This is a genomic window from Bacteroidota bacterium, assembly GCA_034439655.1.
GTDB lineage: Bacteria > Bacteroidota > Bacteroidia > UKL13-3 > UKL13-3 > CANJUD01.
The window spans coordinates 1-23,871 of record JAWXAU010000036.1; the positions used below are offsets into that span (position 1 = coordinate 1).

The window sequence follows — 23,871 nt, forward strand, 5'->3', positions numbered from 1 at the left end:
AACTCTAAATTAAAAGGAGAATCAACGCCTATATTTCATGTGAAAAAGAAGAATAATTATTCATTATACTATGCTTTTAATTCAAAATAGACAATTGTTTCTGGTGGCTGAGTTTTTGAGCAGACCCTATATAGTGAGTTTCGGTATAAAACGATTTATGAATTTGACCAATACCAAATGACGAGGTTTTTTCCAGATAAGAAAAAAATACTTTAAGGTTCTTAAAATGGAATCCCAAATAATTATCTGTAAATCCCTTTTTTAATAAAAATTCATTATATTTCTTATAGAATTTTGCCCAGTATTTTTTTCTTTTTCTAGCTCAATTTTGGGTGATTTTAATACGGGTCTTATTCGTAAATTAAAGGGAGATACAATCTAAACTTCTCCCACAACTCATAAAACGCCACTCACAACAATATTTCAAATCCCAGAAAAATCCCTTTAATTTGCAACCGCAAAACAATAACACTCGTGCAAAAAGTAACCCTAGCCGAAGAAGAATTGGTAGCCCTGCTAAAACAGGGAGGCCGCGAGGGTTACGATTATTTGTACAAGCACTATTCAGCCACACTCTACGGTATTGTTTTGCGTATTTTGCCTCACGAGGACCAAGCCCGCGATGCCCTGCAAGATACTTTTATTAAAATTTGGAAAAACATTAGTCAGTACGATGCCACTAAGGGCCGCCTCTATACCTGGATGGCCAATGTAGCACGCAATGTGGCTATCGATACGCTAAGGAGCAAGGCACATCAGAACTTCCAAAAAAACCAAAACATCGAAGACTCCGTACATACACTCGACACACTTAATAGCAACCAACCCAAGGTGGAGCTGATAGGAGTGAGGGACTTAGTAAAAGAACTCAAAAAAGACCAACGCGAACTTATTAACTTAGTTTACTTCGGAGGCTATACGCAAGAAGAAGCCGCTAAAGAAATAGGCATTCCCTTGGGCACCGTCAAAACCCGTATACGGGCAGCCATGCTCACTTTGCGAAACATATTTACACAAAAAGAACAATACAATTGAATATAACTAACTACATATCGTCAGGCTACATAGAGGGTTACCTCTTTGGCATGCTTACGCCCGATGAGGTGTTGCAGTTTGATACATTGTTGAAACAATCGCCCGTGCTTAAAGCCGAGTATGAAAGAGTGCAACAATCGCTGCAAGGTTATGTAGAAGCTCATGCTGTAGTACCTCCTGCAAATATGCAAGAGCAAATATGGGCGAAGTTGCAAAAACAGGAACAAAAACCGCAACCTTTAGTTGAAGAAGTAGTAGAAAAAGCTCCAGAGAAAGTAGTTGAGAAAGAATTCGTAAAACCAGTACCGCCACCACCTGCTGTTAAACAAGAACAAAAATCCGCACCACTTAAAATACATAAACTCGAGGATACAGATTCAGCGAAACCAGTAAGGCGTTTCCGTTTAGCACCTTGGTTTGCCGCAGCATCTTTTATAGGGATGATGGCAGCAAGTTATTTGGCCAATGACTATTATAATAATTGGCAGCAAGCCGAAGGCAAGATAACCGCTTACCAAAGCGAGAAAAACAAACTAGCCAGCGAAATGGAAGCTCAAAAAGCAAGTATGAAAACACTTGCCGATGAAAATGAATGGTTCCGTAAGCCTAGTTTGAAGTTTATTAAACTAGAGGGCAAAGCTATTTCACCCAAATCCGACGTTATAATATGCTGGGATCGTGAGGGCAAAGATGTAATGGTTACCTATGCCAATATGCCCAAGCCTCCCGAAGGAAAGCAATACCAATTGTGGGCCATACAGGATGGTAAGCCCATCGACTTAGGTATGATAGACATGAATGCCACCAAAAAAGGAGTCGCCCATATGAAGAGTGTAGCAAAAGCACAAGCCTTTGCCATCACACTAGAGAAAGTAGGCGGCAGTGCGTCTCCTACACTTGAACAGATGTATGTGTTCGGGAATATATAATCCATGAAAAACATAGTAATAACAGGCGGCACACGAGGCATTGGCCTCGCCACAGTTCAAATATTTGCAGCAGGCGGCTATAATATATCCTTTTGTGCCCGCAATTATATAATGGTAGAAAAGCTTGTGGAAGAATTAAGAGAAAGCTATCCCAACCAAACATTCTTTGGCTTTTCAGCCGATATCACTGTAAAAGAAGAACTACAACTATTTGCAAAAAAAATCATTGAAAAGTTCGAACACATACATTTGCTCATTAATAATGCAGGCATGTTCGAACCCGGTGGCATCAGCACCGAAGAAGAAGGTGTGTTCGAAAGGCAGATAGCCACCAATGTTGCAGCAGCTTATCATCTAACCAGAGCTATACTTCCTGTTATGCAAAATAATGAAGGCAATATCATCAATATAGGTTCAACCGCTAGCTTCACGCCCTATGTAAATGGTGGTAGTTACTGTATCAGCAAGTTTGCCTTATTGGGTTTTAGCAAAGTATTGCGTGAAGAATTAAAACCAAGAGGCATACGTGTTACCAGTGTATTGCCAGGTGCCACCCTCACCGATTCGTGGGAGGGAACTATATTGCCCCAAAGCCGCTTTATGCAAGCTACTCATGTAGCCCGTGCTCTGTGGGATGTTCACCACCTGCCAGCCACAACCGTTGTAGAGGAATTGGTCATGCGTCCGATGCAGGGCGATATATAACAAGATAGAGACAGCATCGCTAGAATTTCGTTGAACATAGTAGGGTGTCCACACCTGCAACAAGCGAGGTGACCAAAGTTGTTATTTTCGTAGCTAAATAGCTAACTCACACGCATTGAACTATAAAACCCAAAAAAGTTTTGTTTTTAAGGGGTATATGTGTTTATTTTGCAGCCCTTTTGCAATTTTGCAACAACAAACAAAAAAGAATTAAAATATAGATATGTCAATCATTAGTCGAATTAGGAACAACGCCACAGGGTTAGCAGTAGGTTTAGTGGCCTTTGCCTTGGTATCATTTATTGTATCGGATGCCATCAACAACAACATGGGCATTTTTAGGAGTCAGGATAACAGCATGGCAATCATTGCTGGTAAGAAAGTTGAGTTCAAAGAATATGACAATCGTACAGATTATGAAGCTCAATTAATGGCTTTCCGTCAAAATCCTGATAAACCAGAAACACCTACTACACAAATGCGTGACCAAGCTCAAAATGTGGTATGGAACGATATACAAGACGAATATATTTATAACAGCGAATTGGAGAGACTTGGTTTGGATAAACTAAGTGGCCAAGAGTTAGCTGAGATATTGCGTGACGAAAAAAGACCAGCCCGTGAGATGCAGCAATTGTTTGGTCAGCAATTTTCGGCTGCTATGGTTACACAGTATTACAAAATGCAGGGAAATATTCCTGAGGATAAAAATGGTAAGATTTCGAATATGCTCGAGCTTGCTAAACGTGATGTGGAAAAACGTCGCCGTATGGAAAAGTATTATAATTTGATGAAGTCGGTTGTATATGTTTCCAATTTAGAAGCAAAAGATATGTGGGCAAGTCACCAAAGGTCGGCTAACTTTAAAGTAGTGGCCTTGAAGTATAATACTGTAAGCGATAGCAGTGTTAAAATTAATGATGAGGATCGCCAGAAATGGTATAACGAAAATGCATATAAGTTTCAAAACAATGACGAGAACAGAGAAATAAAATTTGCAGCGTTCGATATTTTACCAAGTTCGGCCGACAGTGCTGAAGCCAAAAAACAATTTGACGACTTTTGGTTCAAGTTAAACAATGTCCATAATGACTCTGGCTTCAAATCATTAGCATCAACCTATAATTTGGATACCAACTATTATGGTAAAAATGCATACCCCAACCCAATGATTGCCGATTCAATGTTCAATGGCAAAATTGGGCGTACTATAGGCCCATCTTTAGAGGGTAATGCTTTTAAAGTATATAGATTAACCAATACCAAGCAAGACAGTACTTATTCTTTAAAACTAAGACATATATTAATTAATTGGAAAAAGAATAAAGATAAAATTGATACAGTGGCTACTATGAAAGTTGTTGATTCACTTATGGCTTTGTTGAAAAAGGGTGGTGACTTCGTTTTATTGGCAAATGCAAATACTGAGGATCCAGGTAATAGAGACCAACAGACAGGGGGGCAGAAAGGTGGATTTTACGATTGGACCAATGAAAAACAATATATGCCCGAGTTTTCGAAGGCGGCAAAAACTACCGCTATCGGACAAGTAGGACTTGCTAAAACTACTTACGGCGTGCACATTGTGAAACCAGAAGATAAAACAAACCACATGATACAGGTGGCCTCATACGAGGTGAGAATTGAACCTGGCAAAGAGACACAAACCACGGCGGAAAAGAAAGCAGAAGAGTTTCGCAACAGCGTAAAAACGGCAGAAGATTTTGAAAAGTCGGCAGGTAAATCAGGAGTAATTTTGCAGACGGTTCAAGTATCCTCATCACAAAGAGATATTCCCGGTGTGCCAGAGTCAAAGTCATTGTTGGGATGGACTATGAAAGGTAAAAAAGGCGATATATCAGACGTGCAATTATTTGGTAACCGTCAAGTGATAGCTATTATAATAAACATAAAAGAAAAGGGAATCCCTAAAATGGAAGATATCAAAACCATTGTTGATCAGGAAACCATTAAAATGAAAAAAGCAGAGGAATTCCGCAAGCGTATAGAAGCAGCCAAGGCAAAAACCAAAAACACAGTCGATTTGGCTATTGAACTAAAAACTGTAGACCAAAGTGCCGAAAATCAAACCTTCGATAATAACAATATTGCAGCATTAGGGCCAGAGCCTAAATTATTGGGAGCAGTTTTTGGAACTGCCGCAGGTCAGTTTACCGATGTAGTAGAAGGTAATCAAGGTGTATATATTGCCTTAGTTGAAAAATTCAATGATGGTGCCGCAGCCCCCAAAGATTTTAAAACCGAGCAGAAAGAAATTAACATGCGATTAAAGGGAAGTGCTGAGTATATGCTTAAAGCTGCCATGAAACAAAAAGCTGAAATATCAGATAGACGTTTCCTCTCCTTTTAATAGAATATAAAAACATAGTAACAAAGAGCCACGATATCAAAATGTCGTGGCTCTTTTGCTCTTATACCCAAGGTTTGATATCTTTTTAAAGTCATTCGATATTTCGGCGTTATTTTTGAAACCTTGTATAGCAGCAAACCGTATCTCATAAACAAATTACTCCAATGAAATTATTTCGCCGTTTTAAAAAGCAACTCATGTATCTCGGTATTGCCTTGGTTCTTATAGTTCCTACCGCTGCAGTATCTGATGAATACTTCGAGATATCCAAGAATTTAGATATTTTCGTTACCTTGTTCAAAGAGGTGAACACTTATTATGTTGACCCCACCGACCCTGGCAAACTAATGAGAAAGGCCATCGACGAGATGTTGAAAACATTAGATCCTTATACTGATTATATATCTGAATCGGAAATAGAAGATTATAGGTTTACCATAACTGGTGCATACGGAGGAATAGGTTCGCAAATAGGAATACGCGATAATGAGATTATTATAACCGACCCCTATGAAAATAGTCCTGCCCAGAAATCGGATCTGAGACCCGGTGATGTAATATTGGAAATAGACGGCATAAATATGATAGGAAAAAGCACCTCCGATGCTAGTAAACTATTGAAAGGGCAGCCCAAAACAAAACTGAAGATTAAGATAAAACGTGAAGGCGAGGGTAATATGATGAAAGAGGTGGAACGCGAAGAAATAAAAGTAAAGAACGTGCCCTATTATGGAATGATAAATGACAAAGTAGGTTATATAAAACTTCGAGATTTTCGCAGCGATGCTGGCAATGATGTGGCCAATGCTTTGAAAGAATTGAACGAAAAAAACCCATCAATAAAAGGGGTAATTCTCGACCTGAGAGGGAACCCCGGTGGCTTATTGATTGAGGCAGTAAATGTGGTAAATGTTTTCTCGCCCAAAAATCAATTGGTGGTGAGTACAAAAGGCAAGGTGAAAGAATGGGAAAAGGAATATAAAACCATGCAAATACCCGTTGATGAAAATATACAAGTGGTGGTATTGACCAATCGTGGCTCGGCATCAGCATCAGAAATTGTGAGCGGCACCATTCAGGATTTGGATAGAGGTATTGTAATCGGCCAACGTTCATTTGGTAAAGGCTTGGTGCAAAGTACACGCAGCCTAAGTTATAATACGCAGCTCAAAGTTACCACAGCCAAGTATTATACCCCTTCAGGTCGCTGTATACAAGCACTCGACTACAGCCATCGCAACGAGGATGGCTCAGTGGGCGAAATAGCCGATTCGCTCAAGAAAGCTTTCAAAACCAAAAATGGCCGTAAAGTGTTTGATGGTGGAGGAATTACGCCAGATATAAAGGTGGATGAAGTGAAGTACAGTGCGGTAACCCAAAGCCTTATGGCCAAACAATTAGTGTTTGACTTTGCATCGAAATATTATAAAGAACATAAAACTATTGCCCAGCCCAAAGATTTTAAAATTACAGATGTAGACTTTGAAGATTTTGTAAGTTTTGTTTCATCCAAAAATTATGATTATAAAACCAAAACGGAGAAGCAATTGGAAGAGTTGAAAAAGAAAGCCGAGGAAGAAAAGTATTTCGAATCCATTAAAGCAGAGTACGAGAAACTGAAAACGGAATTATATAATAACAAAAAATCGGATGTACTTAAATATAAAGACGAGATAAAAATATTGATAGAACGCGAAATTGTAAAACGTTATTACCATGAACGAGGCACTTACGAAAACTCTTGGGACGATGACCCAGACATTCTGCAGGCCGTTAAAGCTATCAACGACGATGCCTTGTTCAACAAACTATTGAAACCATAATATGATATTAAGAAGGAATATATTATATAGTAATCTCTAATTCCAGGCAACTATTAATAGTTATATCTATGCTTGTCGAAGATTATATAATTATCTTGTTCTTTGGTTTAATCGGAGGTTTTGTTTCAGGATTATTAGGTGTGGGTGGTGGCGTTTTGTTTATTCCAGCATTGGAATTTTATCTAAAAAAATTGGGGGTGAACGATGCAGATGCGGTCAAGTTTATTCTGGCCAATTCACTATTTGTAATTATATTTTCAGGTATCATCATTACCTATAAACAAATCAAACTGAATAATTTTTACAGTAAGCAAGTAATACAAACTACTTTGCCTGCTTTGGTAAGTACTATTGCAGTGACCTATGCTATAGAACAAGAATGGTTTTTATATGATAAGAAAACCTATACCCTAGTATTTCTTTTTATGTTAGCACCCTTGGTGTTTCGTATGTTTTTCGATAAGCAAAAGGACGAAATCGAAAGTAATGTTTTTCCAAATTCCATGAAGATGGGTTTTACAGGTTTCTTTACGGGAATAATTACTTCTGTTTCTGGTTTGGGAGGCGGCATTGTGATGGTACCCGTATTTACCAACCTGCTTAAGATTAATATTAAGAAAGCTACTTCAATTTCTACAGGTGTAATACCTGTGTTGGCAATTGCAAATGTAGCATTATATATTTTCGCAAATAATATCCAACAGCTTCACAACCTGCAGACAGGTTATATCGTCTACCCATTAGTGTTGCCACTTATTATAGGCGTGTTTGTTACCGCTCCGTTGGGTGTGCATGCCGCCAAAACTATGAAGCCATTTACACTCAAGTTCATATTTGCAAGTATTATTAGTATTGTAATGATTGTAAAAGTATTGCAACTTAACGATGTATTATAGATAAGCAGTTAACCATTTATTATTTTCGCAGTCCAAAAAAAAGTATCTACCAAACACATTTATATGAATCGTATTTTTTTTATTATAACATTATTGTATTATAGTAATACCTATTCTCAATTTGTAAAACCACATGCACAACTTAAGTCCGATTTAAAAAAGCATATATTGTTTTTGGCTAACGATTCCTTGCAAGGTCGTGCCACAGGCACAAGGGGAGAGGCATTGGCATCAGATTATATAATTAAGCAATTTACTACTTTGGGTCTGCAACCAATGATGCCTTACGATAATTATTTGCAACCATTTAAATATACTTCAAAAGTTTATTTGGGCAAAAAAAACACACTCAAATATATAGAAAGTGGAAACAATGGGAGTTTCCCTTTATATAAAGCATTTTATCCGCTCAACAGCAGTGGGAGTGGGGTAGCCTTTGCAAGAGCCATCACCGCAGGGTTCGGTATTTCTGCACCCAAAATGAACCACGATGATTATGCTCCTTTAGATAAAGAAAATATTAAAGGAAAAATATTTGTGATAAAAGTAGGGTACCCTGATGCGAAAATCCATTCAACCTATGCCGAATATGATATTGATTATCGTATTGATTTAGCAATTAAAAACGGGGCTGCGGGCATTGTATTTATCAATGACCAAGACTCAGCCTTCAATCCCGACTCCGGTATTCATATAAAAGGGAATCGTAAAAGTATCCCAATAGTTTTTTGTGGCAATAAACGGATAACGTCCGGCAGGGTGAGCAAAGATCCTGTTTTCTTTATAGAAACTGAAATTATAAAAGAAGAAAAAACAGGGCATAATGTTATTGCCTTTATTAATAACAAAGCCGAGAACACCGTGGTAATAGGTGCCCATTACGATCACTTGGGTCTTGGTGAAATATCAGGAAGTTTACACAAAGGAGCCCCTGCTACACACAATGGTGCCGATGACAATGCGAGTGGTGTTGCAGCATTGCTCGAACTGGCGGGCCAGCTTAAAGACAATCCCAAGGCTTCCGGCAATAATTATATATTTGTGGCATTCAGTGGTGAAGAACTGGGGCTTTATGGTTCCAAACATTTTGTTAATGATATGGGTTTTGGCATCCAGTCATTCAATTACATGCTTAATATGGATATGGTGGGTCGTTTGGATTCCACCAAAAATATTTTGGCAGTAAGTGGTACTGGCACCTCTCCCCAATGGGTTTTGCTCGATAGCATTAAAAACCTTCCCTTCAATATCAAAAAATCTGAATCGGGAGTTGGCCCAAGCGACCATACTTCATTTTATAAAGAGAAGATACCAGTCTTGCATTTTTTTACGGGCAATCACAATGACTATCATAAACCTAGCGACGACGAAATTTATATAAACTATGAGGGCGAGGCACAAGTGATATATTTTATGTATAATATTATATTGCAAATGGACAAGCAAGGCAAACTACCTTTTACCGCCTCCAAAGATAATAGCGAAGGCGATCGCCCACGTTTTAAAGTAACTATGGGAATCATGCCCGATTATATGTACGAAGGTTCGGGAATAAAAGTAGATGGGGTAACCGCCGAAAAACCTGCCGCCATTGCAGGAATTCAAAAGGGCGATATTATTATAGATTTAGGTGGTATAAAAACCACTGATATGCAGCAATATGTGAAGGCTTTGGGTGGCCACGAAAAGGGCGATAAAGTACCCTGCAAATTGTTACGTGGAGGGAAAGAAGTTGTGGTGCAGGTGGTGTTTTGAGGAATGCGAGAATTCGCACCGTAATTAAAGTCACTTGTTATAGAGATTTCTCAAAAAAGCAAAAAATAAATTCGGCTGCCAAGCAAAAAAATGCTATCAAAGCCAGTCCCTGCCTATCAAGCAAAGAAAAGAAAAAAATTTTTTGTCCCCTATTTTTTAGTTAAGGTTAGCCCCTTATCTTTGCAGCCCCAAAATTTGTAGGGATACCTATTTATTGTGGTCAAATAAAACAACAATCAAATGTTACAACCCAAACGTACCAAATACCGTAAGATGCAGAAAGGCCGTGTGAAAGGACTTGCTACACGTGGTCACTTAATCGAGTTCGGCTCTTTTGGCCTAAAGTCGCTTGAGCCAGCCTGGATAACCGCTCGTCAGATAGAAGCCGCCCGTATTGCCGTAACCCGTTTCATGAAACGTGAAGGAAATGTATGGATACGCATTTTCCCTGATAAACCAGTTACCAAGAAGCCAGCAGAAGTTCGTATGGGTAAAGGTAAAGGAGCCCCTGAGTATTGGGTAGCCCCAATTAAGCCTGGTACCATTATTTTCGAAAGTGACGGTGTTCCCTTAGAAGTTGCAAAAGAAGCCATGAGGCTTGCAGCTCAAAAACTACCTGTTACAACCCGTTTCGTAGTTAAACCTGATTATACCGCCGAGTAAAAATAATACTGTAAAAAAATGAAACAGAAAGATATAGCTCAGTTATCTGCAGAAGAGTTGAAAAAAACCCTTACAGAAACTCGTATAGCTCTCACCAAAATGAAATTGAACCACGCAGTGGCCAATATGGAAGCCCCACACAAAATAAGGGAAACACGCCGTGCAGTTGCCCGAATGATCACTGAAACAAAAAACCGCAATAGCACAGCCCAATTATAATACAGCAATGGAAGAAACAACAAATATAGCCACACGCAAAGAACGTAAGTCCATAGTGGGTAAAGTGGTGAGCAACAAAATGGATAAGTCCATAGTGGTAGCTGTTGAACGTAAGTACAAACACGAGAAGTATGGTAAATTCATCAAGAATACCTCTACTTTTATGGCTCACGACGAAAAGAATGAATGCAATATCAGCGATATCGTTAAGTTGATGGAGACCCGTCCCCTTAGCAAAAATAAACGCTGGAGACTGGTAGAAATAATAGAAAGGGCAAAATAAAATGGTACAACAAGAATCGAGATTAAAAGTAGCCGACAACTCTGGAGCCAAAGAAGTTTTGGTTATCCGCGTTTTAGGAGGTACCCGCAAGCATTATGCAAGCGTGGGCGACAAAATAGTAGTGACCGTTAAAGATGCTATCCCTTCTGGAGGTATCAAAAAAGGGTCTGTAACAAAGGCAGTAGTAGTTCGCACCAAAAAAGAAGTTCGCCGTGCTGATGGTTCATACATCCGCTTCGATGATAACTCTTGCGTATTGCTTAATGCCCAAGACGAGCCACGTGCTACCCGCATATTCGGGCCAGTAGCTCGCGAACTACGTGAAAAGCAATATATGAAAATAGTATCCTTAGCACCAGAAGTATTATAATACAATATAAAAACAATGGCAACAATATTTGAAAAACACCGCAAACTGAACGTCAAGAAAGGCGATCAGGTAATCGTTATAGCCGGCGATGACAAAGGCAAAAAAGGCCGCATACTCGAAGTATTGCGTGAAAAAAACCGTATTTTAGTAGAAGGTGTTAACGTGGTTAAAAAGCATTTGAAACCTAACGTTAACAAACAATTCCCTAATGGCGGTATTATAGATAAAGAAATGTCTATCAATATTTCTAACGTTAAAGTAATTGATGCCCAAGGCAATTCTACTCGTATAGGACGTAAAGCCGATGAGGATGGAAATTTACAACGTTACTCAAAAAAATCAGGTGAAATTATAAAGAACTAATAAGCCATGAGCTACCAACCAAGATTAAAAACAAAATTTGAAGAGAGCATCAAGTCAAACCTTAAAGAGAAGTTTGGCTATACCTCTACTATGCAAATACCAAGAATCACCAAAATATGCCTTAACCAAGGATTAGGTGATGCTGTTGCAGATAAAAAACTGATTGAAAACGCCGTTGTCGAGATGAGCAAAATAGCAGGTCAAAAAGCCGTGCCTACAAAATCGAAGAAAGACGTATCCAATTTCAAACTGCGTAAAGGAGTTCCCATAGGGGCTCGTGTTACTTTGCGTGGTGAAAGGATGTACGAATTCCTCGACAGATTGGTATCGGTTTCCTTACCCCGTGTTCGCGATTTTCAAGGACTTAAGACTACAGGTTTTGATGGCCGAGGAAATTACTCATTCGGTGTTACAGAGCAAATCATTTTTCCTGAGATAGTGATTGATAAAGTAAGCAAAATAAATGGTATGGATATCACTTTTGTAACTACTGCAACTAGCGACGAAGAGTGCCGTGAACTTTTGAAAGAATTTGGAATACCTTTTAGCAAAAACTAATATTAAACAAGAACAATAATAATGGCCAAAGAATCAATAAAAGCCCGTCAACGCAAACGCGAAAAAGTAGTAGCCTTGTACGCCGAAAAAAGAGCAGCTCTTAAAAAGGCTTGCGATTACGAAGGACTACAAAAATTGCCAAGGAATGCTTCTCCTGTTAGATTAAAGAACAGATGTAGCTTAACTGGCCGCCCTAAAGGTTATATCAGGGAATATGGCATCTGCCGTAACCAGTTTCGCGACCTAGCACTTGCTGGTCGTTTACCAGGAGTAACCAAGGCGTCTTGGTAAAATAAAAAAGAATTAACAGAAAGTGCAGGCAAGTGCCCGTAACTCTAAACAAATATAAAAAATGACAGATCCAATAGCAGATTATTTGACTCGATTGAGGAACTCAATTAAAGCAAATCAAAGGATTGTGGAAATACCCGCATCCAAACTTAAAAAAGAAATGACCAGGGTATTGTTCGAAAAGGGCTATATCCTAAATTACAAATTCGAAGACGAAGGTCCACAAGGCGTTATTAAAATTGCTCTCAAGTATAACCCAGTTACCAAGGCTCCTGCCATTCGTAAATTAACAAGGGTTAGTAAACCAGGTTTACGAAAGTATGCCGACCATTCCACCTTGCCACGTGTAATCAATGGATTAGGTATCGCTATTATCACCACTTCAAAAGGTGTGATGACCGATAAAGAAGCACGTCAATCAAATGTAGGCGGCGAAGTTTTGTGTTACATTTATTAATCATAAAGGAGAAAAAGAAATGTCACGTATAGGAAAATTGCCCATTACAATTCCCACAGGAGTGGATGTAAAGTTAGCCGACAACAATATAGTTGCCGTTAAAGGCCCCAAAGGGCAGCTTGAACAAAAAATAGATTCTGATATTGCCATTGAGATAGAAGGCAGTGTCATCACCTTAAAACGCCCTACGGAACAAAAACGTCATAAAGCTCTTCATGGTCTATATAGGTCGTTGATTGGTAATATGATCAAAGGTGTTTCCGAAGGTTATAAAATAGAACAAGAACTAGTAGGTGTGGGATATAAAGCCACCAACGATGGACAAATTCTTGACCTAACACTCGGTTTTTCGCATCATGTTTATATGCAAATTCCAGTAGAAGTTAAAATAGAAACACGTCAGGATAAAGGACAAAACCCCATCATCACCCTTACGAGTGCCGACAAACAATTGATAGGACAGGTAGCTGCCAAAATTAGGTCGTTACGCAAACCCGAGCCATACAAAGGTAAAGGTATCAAGTTTGTGGGCGAAATACTTCGTAGAAAAGCAGGTAAATCAGCAGGTAAATAATAGTAAAAACGAAAGGAAACTACAATGGCATTTACAAAAACAGATAGAAGAGATAAAATACGCCGCAAAATTCGTGGCAGTATATCAGGAACTGCAGCTAGACCAAGGTTGTCAGTTTTTAGGAGCAATAAGCAAATATATGCTCAACTAATTGACGATGTGGCAGGCAAAACTTTGTTAGCCTCCTCTTCTGCCAAGTTGGACGTTAAAACTAACAAAATAGAAATTGCTTCATTGGTTGGCAAGACCCTTGCTGAAAAGGCACTCGAGTCGGGAATCAAAGAAGTAGTATTCGACCGTGGTGGTTATTTGTACCATGGCCGTGTGAAAAGTTTAGCAGAAGGAGCCCGCGAAGGTGGCTTGGTATTTTAATTATTAAAACAGCAAAGAAATGTCGAACGATAACGTAAAAAAAGTAAGAACCAGCGAACTAGAACTCAAAGAGAGACTGGTTCACGTTAACCGCGTAGCTAAGGTTACCAAAGGAGGCCGTACCTTTAGCTTCTCAGCTATTGTTGTGGTAGGCGATGGTAAAGGCATCGTAGGGCACGGATTAGGTAAGGCAATGGAGGTAAGCGACGCTATTTCAAAAGGCGTTGAAGATGCTAAAAAGAACCTAATTAAAGTGCCTATTATCAATGGTTCAGTTCCTCATGAAGAAAATGGCAAATATTCGGGGGGCAGAGTATTCTTGAAACCAGCCGCACATGGCACAGGCGTAATAGCCGGTGGTGCTATGCGTGCAGTTCTTGAGAGTGCTGGTATCACCGATGTATTGGCTAAATCAAAAGGATCTTCAAATCCCCACAATGTGGTGAAAGCCACAATAGCTGCCCTTAGCAAAATGCGTGATGCAGCAAGTGTTGCAACAAGCAGAGGAATTTCAATGAAACAAGTTTTTAACGGTTGATATTATCATGGCTAAAATTAGAATCAAACAAATCAAATCGAAAATAGACAGGCCCGAAAACCAAAAACGTAATTTGGAAGCATTGGGCTTGCGTAAACTCAATCAAACTGTTGAACACGAAGCTACTCCTCAAATATTGGGAATGCTGAGAAAAGTATCACATTTGGTAACAACTGAAAATATTTAAAGACCTTCAATAAAATCATGGAATTACACAATTTAAAACCCGCCGAAGGAGCTACTAAGAAGGACAAGCGTATTGGTCGCGGTACAGGATCAGGCAGAGGTGGAACAGCTACCAAAGGTCACAAAGGAGCACAATCGCGTTCTGGTTATTCTGCCAAGGCTGGTTTCGAAGGGGGGCAAATGCCACTTCAACGCCGCTTGCCTAAATTTGGTTTTACAAATATCAACCGCATTGAGCACACAGGCATTAACTTAGATACCTTGCAAAGATTGGTGGACACTAAAAAAATCACCGAATTTAATTTGGAAGTATTCTATAAAAATGGGCTCACTTCAAAAAATGATTTGGTGAAGATATTAGGTCGTGGGGAACTTAAATCAGCCGTCAATATTAGCGTTCACGCTATAACTGCAACTGCAAAAGAGCAAGTTGAAAAACTAGGTGGTAAAATAGAAATTATCAAGTCTTACAAATGAAAAAATTCATAGAGACCTTAAAAAATATTTGGCGTATTGAAGATTTGCGTTATCGCATTCTCAATACACTTCTGTTTTTGGGTGTGTTCAGGCTGGGCACTTTTATAGTGCTGCCAGGTATCGATCCTGCTGGATTGGAAGCCGCCTCCCAAAAAGCAAACGAAGGTTTGGCAGGTTTAATCAACACCTTTGCTGGTGGTGCCTTTTCGAGGGGCTCCATTTTCGCATTAGGAATTATGCCCTATATCTCTGCTAGTATCATTATACAATTACTAACACTTGCAGTTCCCTACTTCCAACGTATCCAAAAAGAAGGTGAAGACGGACGTAGAAAAATCAATCAGTACACACGTTACCTCACTATAGCCGTTACCACATTACAATCAATCGCATACTTAGTTAATTTAAAGAACGATCCATCTACTGCTGGTGCCATTTATGGTATAAGTCCTGAATATTTAGGTAACTTCATGTGGATGTTTACTAATACCGTATTACTCGTTTCGGGGACCATGTTTGTGCTTTGGCTGGGTGAAAAAATTACCGATAAAGGATTAGGCAATGGCGTATCACTAATTATTATGGTAGGTATCATTGCACGTTTACCACTTGCACTACTTGCAGAATTCGACTCACGATTTAATGAATCAACAGGGGGATTGGTGGTATTCTTGGTCGAAATTGTGGCACTCGTGTTTATTATAATGAGCGTAATTCTTCTGGTGCAAGGCACTCGAAAGATCCCAGTGCAATATGCAAAACGTATTGTAGGCAATCGTCAGTTTGGAGGCTCACGTCAGTATTTGCCTATCAAGATAAATGCTGCAGGAGTAATGCCCATCATCTTTGCCCAGGCTATCATGTTTATTCCACAGTCAATTGCCCAGCTTGTCCAAAACGAATCGTTATCAGGATTCCTCGGTACATTTTTAGATTATCGAGGGATTGGTTACAATGTAATGACCGCTCTTTTAATCATAATATTTACGTACTTCTACACTGCCATATCGGTCAATTCTAAAATGATTGCGGATGATATGAAACGAAATAACGGCTTTATTCCGGGAGTAAAACCCGGGCAAGCTACCTCCGACTTTATTGACTCAGTAATGTCTAGAATAACATTGCCAGGTGCCATATTTTTAGCATTTGTAGCTATTCTTCCATCATTTGCAGCATCATTTGGAGTTAACAGCCAGTTTGCCCAATTCTATGGTGGATCCTCATTGCTTATACTGGTAGGTGTGGTATTAGATACCTTGCAGCAGATAGAAAGTTACCTACTGATGAGGCACTATGACGGGTTGATGAAAACAGGTAAAATAAAAGGACGGACTACGCAGGCCATGGCCTCAGCTTAATAATAGAATTTAAACTTGGAAAATAGAGAAAAAACAGATACTTTTGCAGCCCTTTTTACAGCAGGATGAGCAAACTCGGAGTAATAAAACAAGACGGAATAATCGTGGAAGCATTGTCAAATGCAATGTTCCGTGTACGTCTTGAAAATGGCCACGAGATTATCTGTCATATATCAGGTAAAATGAGGATGCACTATATCAAAATTTTGCCTGGCGATAAGGTTTCACTAGAAATGTCGCCATACGATTTGACCAAAGGACGAATAACATATAGATACAAATAATACGAACATGAAAGTTAGAGCCTCAATAAAAAAACGCAGTGTTGATTGCAAAGTGGTTCGCCGCAAGGGGAAACTCTATATCATCAACAAAAAGAATCCAAAATTTAAACAAAGACAAGGTTAATTATGGCAAGGATTGCAGGGGTAGATTTACCCAAAAACAAACACGGTGAGATAGGACTCACCTATATTTACGGTATTGGCCCTGCCACTGCCCGTAAGATATTGGCAACCAATAGTATTGATTTCAATAAGAAAGTTCAAGACTGGGACGATGATGACCTTAATGCTATTCGTAAACACATTTCGGAAAACCTAAAGATTGAAGGCGAACTTCGTAGTGAAGTGCAACTTAATATCAAAAGGCTACTCGATATCGGCTGTTACAGAGGGCTGAGACACCGTAAAGGACTACCAGTTCGCGGACAACGTACCAAAACCAACTCTCGTACCCGTAAAGGAAAACGTAGGACAGTTGCAGGAAAGAAGAAAACACCAGCTAAATAAGATAGTATAAGCAATGGCTACCAATAAAAAAGTATCAAAAAAACGGACAGTTGTAGTTGAAAGCATCGGACAAGTGCATATCAAGTCCACTTTCAACAATTGTATAGTAACTGTAACCAACAGCACAGGCCAAGTTATTTCATGGTCTTCGTCTGGCAAAAATGGTTTTAAAGGATCTAAAAAGAACACTCCCTATGCAGCATTGGTATCAACTACCGATTGTGCCAAGGTAGCATTCGACCTAGGTTTACGCAAAGTGGATGTTTTTGTAAAAGGTCCCGGCTCAGGTCGCGACTCTGCTATCAGAACATTGGCCAATGCAGGAATCGAAGTACTGTCTATAAAAGATGTAACACCTATGCCTCACAATGGTTGCAGGCCCCCAAAACGTAGAAGGGTATAAAGAATTAATACAGTAAGATTATTATGGCAAGATATTTAGGATCTAAAACAAAGATAGCCCGTCGTTTTCGCGAACCCATTTTCGGACCCGACAAAGCATTGGAGAGGCGTATGTACCCTCCTGGGCAGCACGGACAAACCCGTAAGCGTACCAAACAGTCGGAATACTCCATTCAGTTGAATGAGAAGCAAAAAGTAAAATACACCTATGGTGTTTTGGAAAAACAATTTGCCCGTACTTTCCACATGGCGTCAGTAGCCAAAGGTGTTACAGGTGAAAACCTTTTGAAATTTTTGGAAGCCCGTTTGGACAATACCGTTTTTCGTTTGGGCATTGCCCCAACTCGTAACGGTGCACGTCAGTTGGTTTCACACCGTCATATTACGGTTAACGGTGGTGTGGTTAATATCCCTTCCTATCAGTTAAAAGCTGGCGATGTAATCGCTATCAGAGAAAAATCAAAAACATTGGAAGTAATAGTTGATTGCATACAAGGCAAAAACATCAAACGTTTTAACTGGCTTGAGTGGGATTTGAAACTATTAACAGGTAAATTCTTAAGCTACCCCGATAGGGATCAAATTCCTGAAAACATCAAGGAACAATTAATCGTCGAATTATACTCTAAATAATTAAATAAAAAATATGTCAATATTAGCATTTCAAAAACCCGATCGGGTAATTATGCATAAAGACACAGACTCTTATGGTCTGTTTGAATTTCGTCCACTTGAGAAAGGCTATGGTCAAACCATCGGCAACTCTCTACGTCGTATTCTACTTTCATCACTAGAAGGCTATGCCATTACCAGTGTGAAAATTAATGGTGTCGATCATGAATTTAGCAGCGTGAAAGGCGTTGTAGAAGATGTGATGGACATTATCCTAAACCTTAAACAAGTGCGTTTCAAAGCCACCCAAAAAGGTGTTGACCAAGAGAAGATTTTCCTTACTGTTAAAAACAAGGAAACATTTACTGCTGGCGACCTAAACAAGTTCACAAACAACTTTGTGGTACTTAATACCGAATTGCCTATTTGCCACATGGAAAAAGGCACTACCTTAGAAGTAGAACTTACTATCGAAAAAGGTCGTGGCTATGTTCCTGCTGATGAGAACAAACCTAAAGATGCTGCTATTGGCTTAATACCAATCGATGCTATCTATACCCCCATTAAAAACGTGAAATACTCAGTTGAAGATTTCAGGGTGGAGCAAAAAACCGACTACGAAAAACTAACATTAGAGATAAGCACCGATGGGTCTATTCACCCAGAAGATGCTTTGAAAGAAGCTGCCAAAATATTGATACAACACTTTATGTTGTTCAGTGATGAGAACATTGCTATCGAATCAGCAGTGAGAGAGCAAGTAGCTGAAGTTGATGACAACTTCGTAGCACAACGCAAAATATTGAAAACCCCATTAAGCGATTTAGACCTAAGCGTAAGAGCATACAACTGCCTGAAAGCTGCCGAGATCAAAACCCTTTCTGAGTTGGTGAGCTATAACATAGAAGACTTATTGAAGTTCCGTAACTTTGGTAAAAAATCTTTGAGCGAACTTGATGAGCTTGTTCGTGAAAAGAACCTGAGCTTTGGTATGGACTTAACCAAATTTAAACTACACGAAGACTAACATTTAATGATTTAATGAGGTGTGATTGAACGATTTCTGTCATGCTGAGTTAATCGAAGTAATAGAACAGAATAACAATAATGAGACACAATAAATCATTTAACCACCTGGGACGCACCAGTAGCCACCGTAAGGCTATGTTAAGCAATATGGCTTCATCGCTCATTATGCACAAGAGCATCACTACCACAGTGGCCAAGGCAAAAGCTTTACGCCCTTATGTAGAGAAGTTGATTACCAAAGCCAAGGAAGACAATATGCATAACCGCCGTATTGTGTTCAGTTACTTGCAAAGTAAGTTCAGCACCAAGGAGATTTTTGGTGCAGTAGCCGAGAAAGTAGCAACACGCCCCGGAGGCTATACCCGCATACTTAAAACAGGCAACCGCCTAGGCGACAATGCCGAAATGTGTATGATGGAATTGGTTGACTTTAATGAGTATTACCAAAAAGCTGATACTACCAAGAAAACAGCAGCCAAACGTACCCGCCGTGCTGGTAGCACTGCCAAACCTAAGGACACTGCTCCTGCCGCTGAGCCTACCAAAACTGAAGAAGCTGAAAGCAACGAAGTTGCTGATACTACTGAAGAATAAGCAACAACAGTGCTGGCAGGTATTCCCACCTGACACTGATAATAATATTGAAAGCCCTGCTGAGAAGCGGGGCTTTTTTTGTGATTAGTCTGGCCTTATACCGAAACTCAATATATAATAGTCCCAAAAAAGGGGGACTAAACATATTGTAGTTCGGCATTACCATTCTAAAAACTAATCCGCCAAAGGCGGAGAACTATTATAGTTTAAGAAATGGTATAATAGTCCAAAAGAAAGGGACTAATCCCGCTTAATTCCGATAATTATCGGGATTAAGCGGGGCTTTCGGGATGTAGTTCGGCAGTACCATTCTACAAACCAAATCCGCCACAGGCGGAGAACTATTTTATACTAAACCGCTAACAAGTTGTTGAAATTAACCAATCGAAATTGCACATACTGCTAATTGCTCTTTTCTCATTCTGTAAATCACACAGAGCTATGCCAAGCTTTTCATCCACTGCATCAAGGGAATCAAACGTATAGTTATTAAACTCCTTTTGCTCTCTGATATAATCCCCAATATACAACTTTTAAAGGTAGCCGAGGTAACCAGGTCGCAGACCTGAAATTATAGACTATTTGTTTTCAAAGTCACCGTTCGCAGAACGGCGACAACGTGGGAGTAAAATCATAATAAAATTTTACACTTGTTCTTTATATTGATTTAGAGAGTATAAAAAACTACCTTTGTTGTGTTAAAAGTCAATATTATGAACATAGCGGAAAAAATAAAGCATTTTAGAACGGCTAAAAACCTTTCTCAAAAAGAATTGGCGACTTCTATTGGTATGGATCAGGCTCAGTACAGCCGAATGGAAAGCGGTAAAGTTGAACCTACCGTATCATCTTTAGAAAAAATTGCGGATGCTTTGGATGTTTCGGTTGCTGAACTTTTTAGCGAAGAACAACTTACCAACATTAACAGCTATGATAAAAATGTAGTTGAACGCTTACGATTATTAGACGAGTTGGAAGACGTAGAAAAAACTTCTATCTTCAATATTATTGATATGGCGATTACGAAAAAACGTTTAACAGATACGCTCTCAAACGCTTTGAATATTGCAAAATAAATTTTAATAAAATGAAAGTAATACTTGATATAACCCAAAACAATCGTATTCCATTTTTTATGGAAATGATTAAAAGCCTTGATTACATTACCGTTGTGAAGGAAGTAAAAGACGAAGCTAAAAGCCAATTTATAGCTGATTTAGCTGATGCATTTAATGATGTTAAATTATTTGAGCAAGGAAAAAAGAAATTAAAATCTGCAAAAGACCTACTCAATGAGCTTTGACATCATTGCTACCGAGCCTTTTGAAAGAAAACTAAAAAGGCTTGCTAAAAAACACAAATCACTTAAAGCTGATTTACTTGAAGTGATTAACGAACTAGAAGAAAACCCAACGCTCGGCACTCCTATTGGTAAAGAATGCTATAAAATACGCTTTGTCATTACCAGTAAAGGCAAGGGCAAAAGTGGTGGTGCAAGAATGATTACTTACGTTCGCATTATTAACAATGCCGTCTTTTTAATGGATATTTACGACAAATCCGAACAAGCTACAATTTCTGATAAAGATTTGCAAGAGCTTATTGAAATGTTGGCGGAGTGAAAAAACGTATTAAGTTACTCTCTCAAACGCTTTAAATATTACGAAGTAGAATCAATTTACCAATCTATTTCTCCATTTTGTCTTTTATATTGAACCAAGCCACCATATTGAAAGCCAAGTTGAAAAATATCTGATTCCGTGAATTTTGTTACCTTAACGTTAGCAAAAATAACTTCATCATAGATAAATTCAAGAATAGTAAAATCTGTTTTATAGGTATTATTATAGCTGTCAATGCTTTCTGGAAAAAGCTTATCATCGCAAATAATCTCAAATACTAATTCTTTATTTTGCTCCATCTACTAGAATTAATTTTATGTTAGGAAACATCTTTTGAAAGACGACCATATAAACTACCTAATTGAAAAATATCTGATAAATAAACAGTACCTGATATTTTTGCAAAATTTACTTCATCTAATACATATTCAAGTAGCTTGAAATCTGTCAAATATGTTTTATTATAAATGTTAATTGCTTTGATAATAAATATTTCATCATCACAAATAATTTCAAATATTTCGTGTTTTTTATTTTGCTCCATCGACTAGAATTAATTTTACGTTAGGAAACATTTCATTGAATTGCTTTATGATACCTTGGCAGGATGCACAATAGGGCAATTCGGAAATTATTTTTATTTCACCTGCAATATTAGCTTTTACAACACCTTGTGCTCCACCTAAATCACTTGCTAATTTGTTCAGCATTTTATACTCTGAATCTGTATTTCTTAACCAAGTTCTTCCGCCACCACCTTCAACATTAATTGCTGTAAATATTTGAGGTTCTAATTCAATTTTAGCTTCTCCACTTAACCAAATTTTATTCTCGACAGAAGAACCATTAACCACACCTTCAATATAGCCACAGTTTTTTCCTGATAAATTTGTGCTAGTTCTATAATTTTTTATTCGATTTGTTGCTTCTAAAATCTCATCAGCATTGGCTTTAAAGATGTTTGTGAATCCATTCCAAGTCTGTCTCCCCGCCCCTTTAACAACTGCATTTTATCACTTATAGTCTCCCCAATCGAATGGCGTGTCAATCCAAATTTTACCTTCAAATATTCCCTTTAATTTCTCATCAGAATTATTAACAATAAATTCAAAAATACTTTCAATGATTTTTTCTAACTCAATTTCTGATTTAGCTTTAAATATCATTTTCTGTTTAATATTTTTTAAATCTAATTCAGATAAAAAATAACTCAGCACATCGAAATTAATTGGCTTTTTATCATTTATTTGATTTATCCAAATTATCAATTTTTGGTAAGTGAAAAAATCCTCAATTCTGATAAACATCCACCTATTTTTAATATCAGAAACAAAAACAAAATCATACTCAGTTACTTTTACTGGATTATTATTTTTTTGTATATTTTTAGTGGAAAGAATATAATCATTAAATAAAATATTGAAGCTAAGAATCCTTTCCAAAAGCCTGCCTATTAAATCTATATTTAGTTTTTCGATTCCCATATTTATTTAAATATCGTTGCTTTTTCCATTGAATAAAATGCACTAAAACCTAGATTATTAAAGTCTCCCATATCTAAAATCGTATATCCTTCATCAACAAGCTTTTGAGCCCATCCCTTATTCACCTTGTACATTTTCAATTGCAGAAGCTCTTGATTAGTCAGTTTTTTAGTCCAATTATTTGTTTGTTGAGAAAACTCAATTAACGCATCGTCAAACTTTGTTTTCCAAATTCCAGTTAATGAAGCTGCATCAAAAATTTCAACATCCAATTTTTGTACACTTTTCAATTCAGAGTAAACATTTCTTACTCCAGTTACTTCAGCATTTCCCATTGACCGACCTATGATAGCAAACTTTCCATTTGTGCCTGTTATTATTTGTTTAACTGCAATTCCAACAATATTATCACCAACTTTGAAGACCTTCCCCGCCCCTTTAACAACTACTTCCCCCTTACCAAAAAAATCAATTTTCTCGGCAAAGCTAGGTACACTAAAAAAGAGTGTTACCAAAAGCCCTAATATGTACTTTTTGAAGTTCATCGGGCAAAGATAATGAACTATTTCGGGTTTTTTGTATGCGTGTACGAGCTCGTTTTTTTTTCAGGTGAAAAGAAAAATTTCATTGCTTTTTTCTTTCACTTGAAAAATTCGAAAATGGATTATCGGCTCAACTATTTAACCCAAATTACGCTTTAGGCATAAAGCATTCTGAAAATCCTGGAAATCGTTTGTTTTAATTGAAAAAAAAACTGTTAAAATCAACTTAAATGTTCTAATGAGTAATCCAGGTTTAACCTTACCACCGACCAAATTATTAACCACGATGGCAAAATACCCCAAGAAGTAGTAATTGAAGACAAAACTGCCGTAGAACAAATGCGACTGATACAACAATTAGAAGACGATGACCGCCAAACCATCTTCAAACTAATTGACAAAATGCTTACGAATAAAAAATTTAAAGACTTTTTTAGTAAAAATGTGGCTTCGTTGTAAGAAATATTTACACGGGAGTATAAAGTAGATTGTGTAAACGGTTATAGAGGGAATACTTATAGGAGGGGAAGTGGAGCGTAGCGGAACGACCCTCCTATAAGTATTCGGAT

The 23,871-nt window shown here is 38.2% G+C and carries 36 protein-coding genes; 31 read left to right on the plus strand and 5 right to left on the minus strand.

The window, feature by feature from the left end; genetic code table 11:
- Nucleotides 1-474: 474 nt before the first annotated feature.
- From SGJ10_02215 to SGJ10_02365, 31 genes are all read left to right on the plus strand, one after another.
- Entirely contained in the window at nt 475-1,035 is a 561-nt protein-coding gene (locus tag SGJ10_02215; protein ID MDZ4756939.1) for an RNA polymerase sigma factor, read from the plus strand.
- On the plus strand, nt 1,032-1,964 hold the full coding sequence (locus SGJ10_02220) for an anti-sigma factor (protein ID MDZ4756940.1): 933 nt from the start codon (nt 1,032-1,034) through the stop codon (nt 1,962-1,964). The genes SGJ10_02215 and SGJ10_02220 overlap by 4 nt, the downstream gene beginning before the upstream one ends.
- Before the next feature lie 3 nt (nt 1,965-1,967).
- Complete coding sequence (locus SGJ10_02225) at nt 1,968-2,669, plus strand: SDR family oxidoreductase (GenBank protein MDZ4756941.1); 702 nt, start codon at nt 1,968-1,970, stop codon at nt 2,667-2,669.
- Nucleotides 2,670-2,892: 223 nt separating this feature from the next.
- Nucleotides 2,893-5,040 (plus strand): peptidylprolyl isomerase, encoded by a 2,148-nt coding sequence (locus SGJ10_02230; protein MDZ4756942.1) that lies wholly within the window; start codon nt 2,893-2,895, stop codon nt 5,038-5,040.
- Between the two features lie 164 nt (nt 5,041-5,204).
- On the plus strand, nt 5,205-6,863 hold the full coding sequence (locus tag SGJ10_02235) for a S41 family peptidase (GenBank protein ID MDZ4756943.1): 1,659 nt from the start codon (nt 5,205-5,207) through the stop codon (nt 6,861-6,863).
- 68 nt (nt 6,864-6,931) lie between these two features.
- Entirely contained in the window at nt 6,932-7,759 is an 828-nt protein-coding gene (locus SGJ10_02240; GenBank protein MDZ4756944.1) for a sulfite exporter TauE/SafE family protein, read from the plus strand.
- A gap of 63 nt (nt 7,760-7,822) precedes the next feature.
- Nucleotides 7,823-9,514: a M28 family peptidase gene (locus SGJ10_02245; protein MDZ4756945.1), complete on the plus strand. Its 1,692-nt coding sequence runs from the start codon at nt 7,823-7,825 to the stop codon at nt 9,512-9,514.
- A gap of 240 nt (nt 9,515-9,754) precedes the next feature.
- Nucleotides 9,755-10,177, plus strand: a complete 423-nt coding sequence (gene rplP, locus SGJ10_02250; protein ID MDZ4756946.1) for a 50S ribosomal protein L16 — start codon at nt 9,755-9,757, stop codon at nt 10,175-10,177.
- Between the two features lie 18 nt (nt 10,178-10,195).
- Entirely contained in the window at nt 10,196-10,396 is a 201-nt protein-coding gene (gene rpmC / locus SGJ10_02255; GenBank protein ID MDZ4756947.1) for a 50S ribosomal protein L29, read from the plus strand.
- Between the two features lie 7 nt (nt 10,397-10,403).
- Nucleotides 10,404-10,679 (plus strand): 30S ribosomal protein S17, encoded by a 276-nt coding sequence (gene rpsQ, locus SGJ10_02260; GenBank protein MDZ4756948.1) that lies wholly within the window; start codon nt 10,404-10,406, stop codon nt 10,677-10,679.
- Nucleotide 10,680: 1 nt separating this feature from the next.
- Entirely contained in the window at nt 10,681-11,049 is a 369-nt protein-coding gene (gene rplN, locus SGJ10_02265) for a 50S ribosomal protein L14 (GenBank protein ID MDZ4756949.1), read from the plus strand.
- Nucleotides 11,050-11,064: 15 nt separating this feature from the next.
- Entirely contained in the window at nt 11,065-11,412 is a 348-nt protein-coding gene (gene rplX / locus SGJ10_02270) for a 50S ribosomal protein L24 (protein MDZ4756950.1), read from the plus strand.
- A gap of 6 nt (nt 11,413-11,418) precedes the next feature.
- Nucleotides 11,419-11,970, plus strand: coding sequence for a 50S ribosomal protein L5 (rplE, locus tag SGJ10_02275; GenBank protein ID MDZ4756951.1), 552 nt, complete (start codon nt 11,419-11,421; stop codon nt 11,968-11,970).
- Nucleotides 11,971-11,991: 21 nt separating this feature from the next.
- On the plus strand, nt 11,992-12,261 hold the full coding sequence (gene rpsN, locus SGJ10_02280; GenBank protein ID MDZ4756952.1) for a 30S ribosomal protein S14: 270 nt from the start codon (nt 11,992-11,994) through the stop codon (nt 12,259-12,261).
- 61 nt (nt 12,262-12,322) lie between these two features.
- A complete protein-coding gene (gene rpsH / locus SGJ10_02285) occupies nt 12,323-12,718 on the plus strand; it encodes a 30S ribosomal protein S8 (GenBank protein ID MDZ4756953.1) in 396 nt (131 codons plus the stop codon).
- A 19-nt stretch (nt 12,719-12,737) separates the two neighbouring features.
- Nucleotides 12,738-13,292 carry a 50S ribosomal protein L6 gene (gene rplF / locus SGJ10_02290; GenBank protein MDZ4756954.1) on the plus strand — a complete coding sequence of 185 codons (555 nt, stop codon included), beginning with the start codon at nt 12,738-12,740 and terminating at the stop codon, nt 13,290-13,292.
- Nucleotides 13,293-13,316: 24 nt separating this feature from the next.
- On the plus strand, nt 13,317-13,664 hold the full coding sequence (gene rplR, locus SGJ10_02295; protein ID MDZ4756955.1) for a 50S ribosomal protein L18: 348 nt from the start codon (nt 13,317-13,319) through the stop codon (nt 13,662-13,664).
- Nucleotides 13,665-13,683: 19 nt separating this feature from the next.
- Nucleotides 13,684-14,202: a 30S ribosomal protein S5 gene (gene rpsE, locus SGJ10_02300; GenBank protein MDZ4756956.1), complete on the plus strand. Its 519-nt coding sequence runs from the start codon at nt 13,684-13,686 to the stop codon at nt 14,200-14,202.
- Nucleotides 14,203-14,209: 7 nt separating this feature from the next.
- Complete coding sequence (rpmD, locus tag SGJ10_02305) at nt 14,210-14,389, plus strand: 50S ribosomal protein L30 (GenBank protein ID MDZ4756957.1); 180 nt, start codon at nt 14,210-14,212, stop codon at nt 14,387-14,389.
- 17 nt (nt 14,390-14,406) lie between these two features.
- Nucleotides 14,407-14,865: a 50S ribosomal protein L15 gene (gene rplO / locus SGJ10_02310; protein ID MDZ4756958.1), complete on the plus strand. Its 459-nt coding sequence runs from the start codon at nt 14,407-14,409 to the stop codon at nt 14,863-14,865.
- Entirely contained in the window at nt 14,862-16,226 is a 1,365-nt protein-coding gene (secY, locus tag SGJ10_02315) for a preprotein translocase subunit SecY (protein ID MDZ4756959.1), read from the plus strand. The genes rplO and secY overlap by 4 nt, the downstream gene beginning before the upstream one ends.
- A 65-nt stretch (nt 16,227-16,291) precedes the next feature.
- Nucleotides 16,292-16,510 (plus strand): translation initiation factor IF-1, encoded by a 219-nt coding sequence (infA, locus tag SGJ10_02320; protein ID MDZ4756960.1) that lies wholly within the window; start codon nt 16,292-16,294, stop codon nt 16,508-16,510.
- A 7-nt stretch (nt 16,511-16,517) separates the two neighbouring features.
- Nucleotides 16,518-16,634, plus strand: a complete 117-nt coding sequence (ykgO, locus tag SGJ10_02325; protein MDZ4756961.1) for a type B 50S ribosomal protein L36 — start codon at nt 16,518-16,520, stop codon at nt 16,632-16,634.
- Nucleotides 16,635-16,636: 2 nt separating this feature from the next.
- Nucleotides 16,637-17,017 carry a 30S ribosomal protein S13 gene (gene rpsM, locus SGJ10_02330; GenBank protein MDZ4756962.1) on the plus strand — a complete coding sequence of 127 codons (381 nt, stop codon included), beginning with the start codon at nt 16,637-16,639 and terminating at the stop codon, nt 17,015-17,017.
- A 13-nt stretch (nt 17,018-17,030) separates the two neighbouring features.
- Nucleotides 17,031-17,420 (plus strand): 30S ribosomal protein S11, encoded by a 390-nt coding sequence (rpsK, locus tag SGJ10_02335; GenBank protein ID MDZ4756963.1) that lies wholly within the window; start codon nt 17,031-17,033, stop codon nt 17,418-17,420.
- Nucleotides 17,421-17,443: 23 nt separating this feature from the next.
- Nucleotides 17,444-18,052 carry a 30S ribosomal protein S4 gene (gene rpsD, locus SGJ10_02340; GenBank protein MDZ4756964.1) on the plus strand — a complete coding sequence of 203 codons (609 nt, stop codon included), beginning with the start codon at nt 17,444-17,446 and terminating at the stop codon, nt 18,050-18,052.
- A 13-nt stretch (nt 18,053-18,065) separates the two neighbouring features.
- Nucleotides 18,066-19,058, plus strand: a complete 993-nt coding sequence (locus tag SGJ10_02345; protein ID MDZ4756965.1) for a DNA-directed RNA polymerase subunit alpha — start codon at nt 18,066-18,068, stop codon at nt 19,056-19,058.
- Nucleotides 19,059-19,138: 80 nt separating this feature from the next.
- Entirely contained in the window at nt 19,139-19,654 is a 516-nt protein-coding gene (rplQ, locus tag SGJ10_02350; protein MDZ4756966.1) for a 50S ribosomal protein L17, read from the plus strand.
- A 713-nt stretch (nt 19,655-20,367) separates the two neighbouring features.
- A complete protein-coding gene (locus SGJ10_02355; GenBank protein ID MDZ4756967.1) occupies nt 20,368-20,730 on the plus strand; it encodes a helix-turn-helix transcriptional regulator in 363 nt (120 codons plus the stop codon).
- An 11-nt stretch (nt 20,731-20,741) separates the two neighbouring features.
- Entirely contained in the window at nt 20,742-20,957 is a 216-nt protein-coding gene (locus SGJ10_02360; GenBank protein ID MDZ4756968.1) for a hypothetical protein, read from the plus strand.
- On the plus strand, nt 20,947-21,276 hold the full coding sequence (locus tag SGJ10_02365) for a type II toxin-antitoxin system RelE/ParE family toxin (GenBank protein ID MDZ4756969.1): 330 nt from the start codon (nt 20,947-20,949) through the stop codon (nt 21,274-21,276). Before SGJ10_02360 ends, SGJ10_02365 begins: the two co-directional genes overlap by 11 nt.
- Before the next feature lie 56 nt (nt 21,277-21,332).
- On the opposite strand, the gene SGJ10_02370 is transcribed toward SGJ10_02365, so the two are convergent.
- From SGJ10_02370 to SGJ10_02390, 5 genes are all read right to left on the minus strand, one after another.
- Complete coding sequence (locus tag SGJ10_02370; GenBank protein ID MDZ4756970.1) at nt 21,333-21,575, minus strand: hypothetical protein; 243 nt, start codon at nt 21,573-21,575, stop codon at nt 21,333-21,335.
- A 20-nt stretch (nt 21,576-21,595) separates the two neighbouring features.
- On the minus strand, nt 21,596-21,820 hold the full coding sequence (locus SGJ10_02375; protein ID MDZ4756971.1) for a hypothetical protein: 225 nt from the start codon (nt 21,818-21,820) through the stop codon (nt 21,596-21,598).
- Nucleotides 21,807-22,130 (minus strand): deaminase domain-containing protein, encoded by a 324-nt coding sequence (locus SGJ10_02380; protein MDZ4756972.1) that lies wholly within the window; start codon nt 22,128-22,130, stop codon nt 21,807-21,809. Before SGJ10_02380 ends, SGJ10_02375 begins: the two co-directional genes overlap by 14 nt.
- A gap of 159 nt (nt 22,131-22,289) precedes the next feature.
- The gene (locus tag SGJ10_02385) at nt 22,290-22,760 is read right to left on the minus strand and encodes a hypothetical protein (GenBank protein ID MDZ4756973.1); all 471 of its coding nucleotides are present in this window, start codon (nt 22,758-22,760) and stop codon (nt 22,290-22,292) included.
- 2 nt (nt 22,761-22,762) lie between these two features.
- Nucleotides 22,763-23,305 (minus strand): hypothetical protein, encoded by a 543-nt coding sequence (locus SGJ10_02390; protein MDZ4756974.1) that lies wholly within the window; start codon nt 23,303-23,305, stop codon nt 22,763-22,765.
- Nucleotides 23,306-23,871 lie beyond the last annotated feature (566 nt).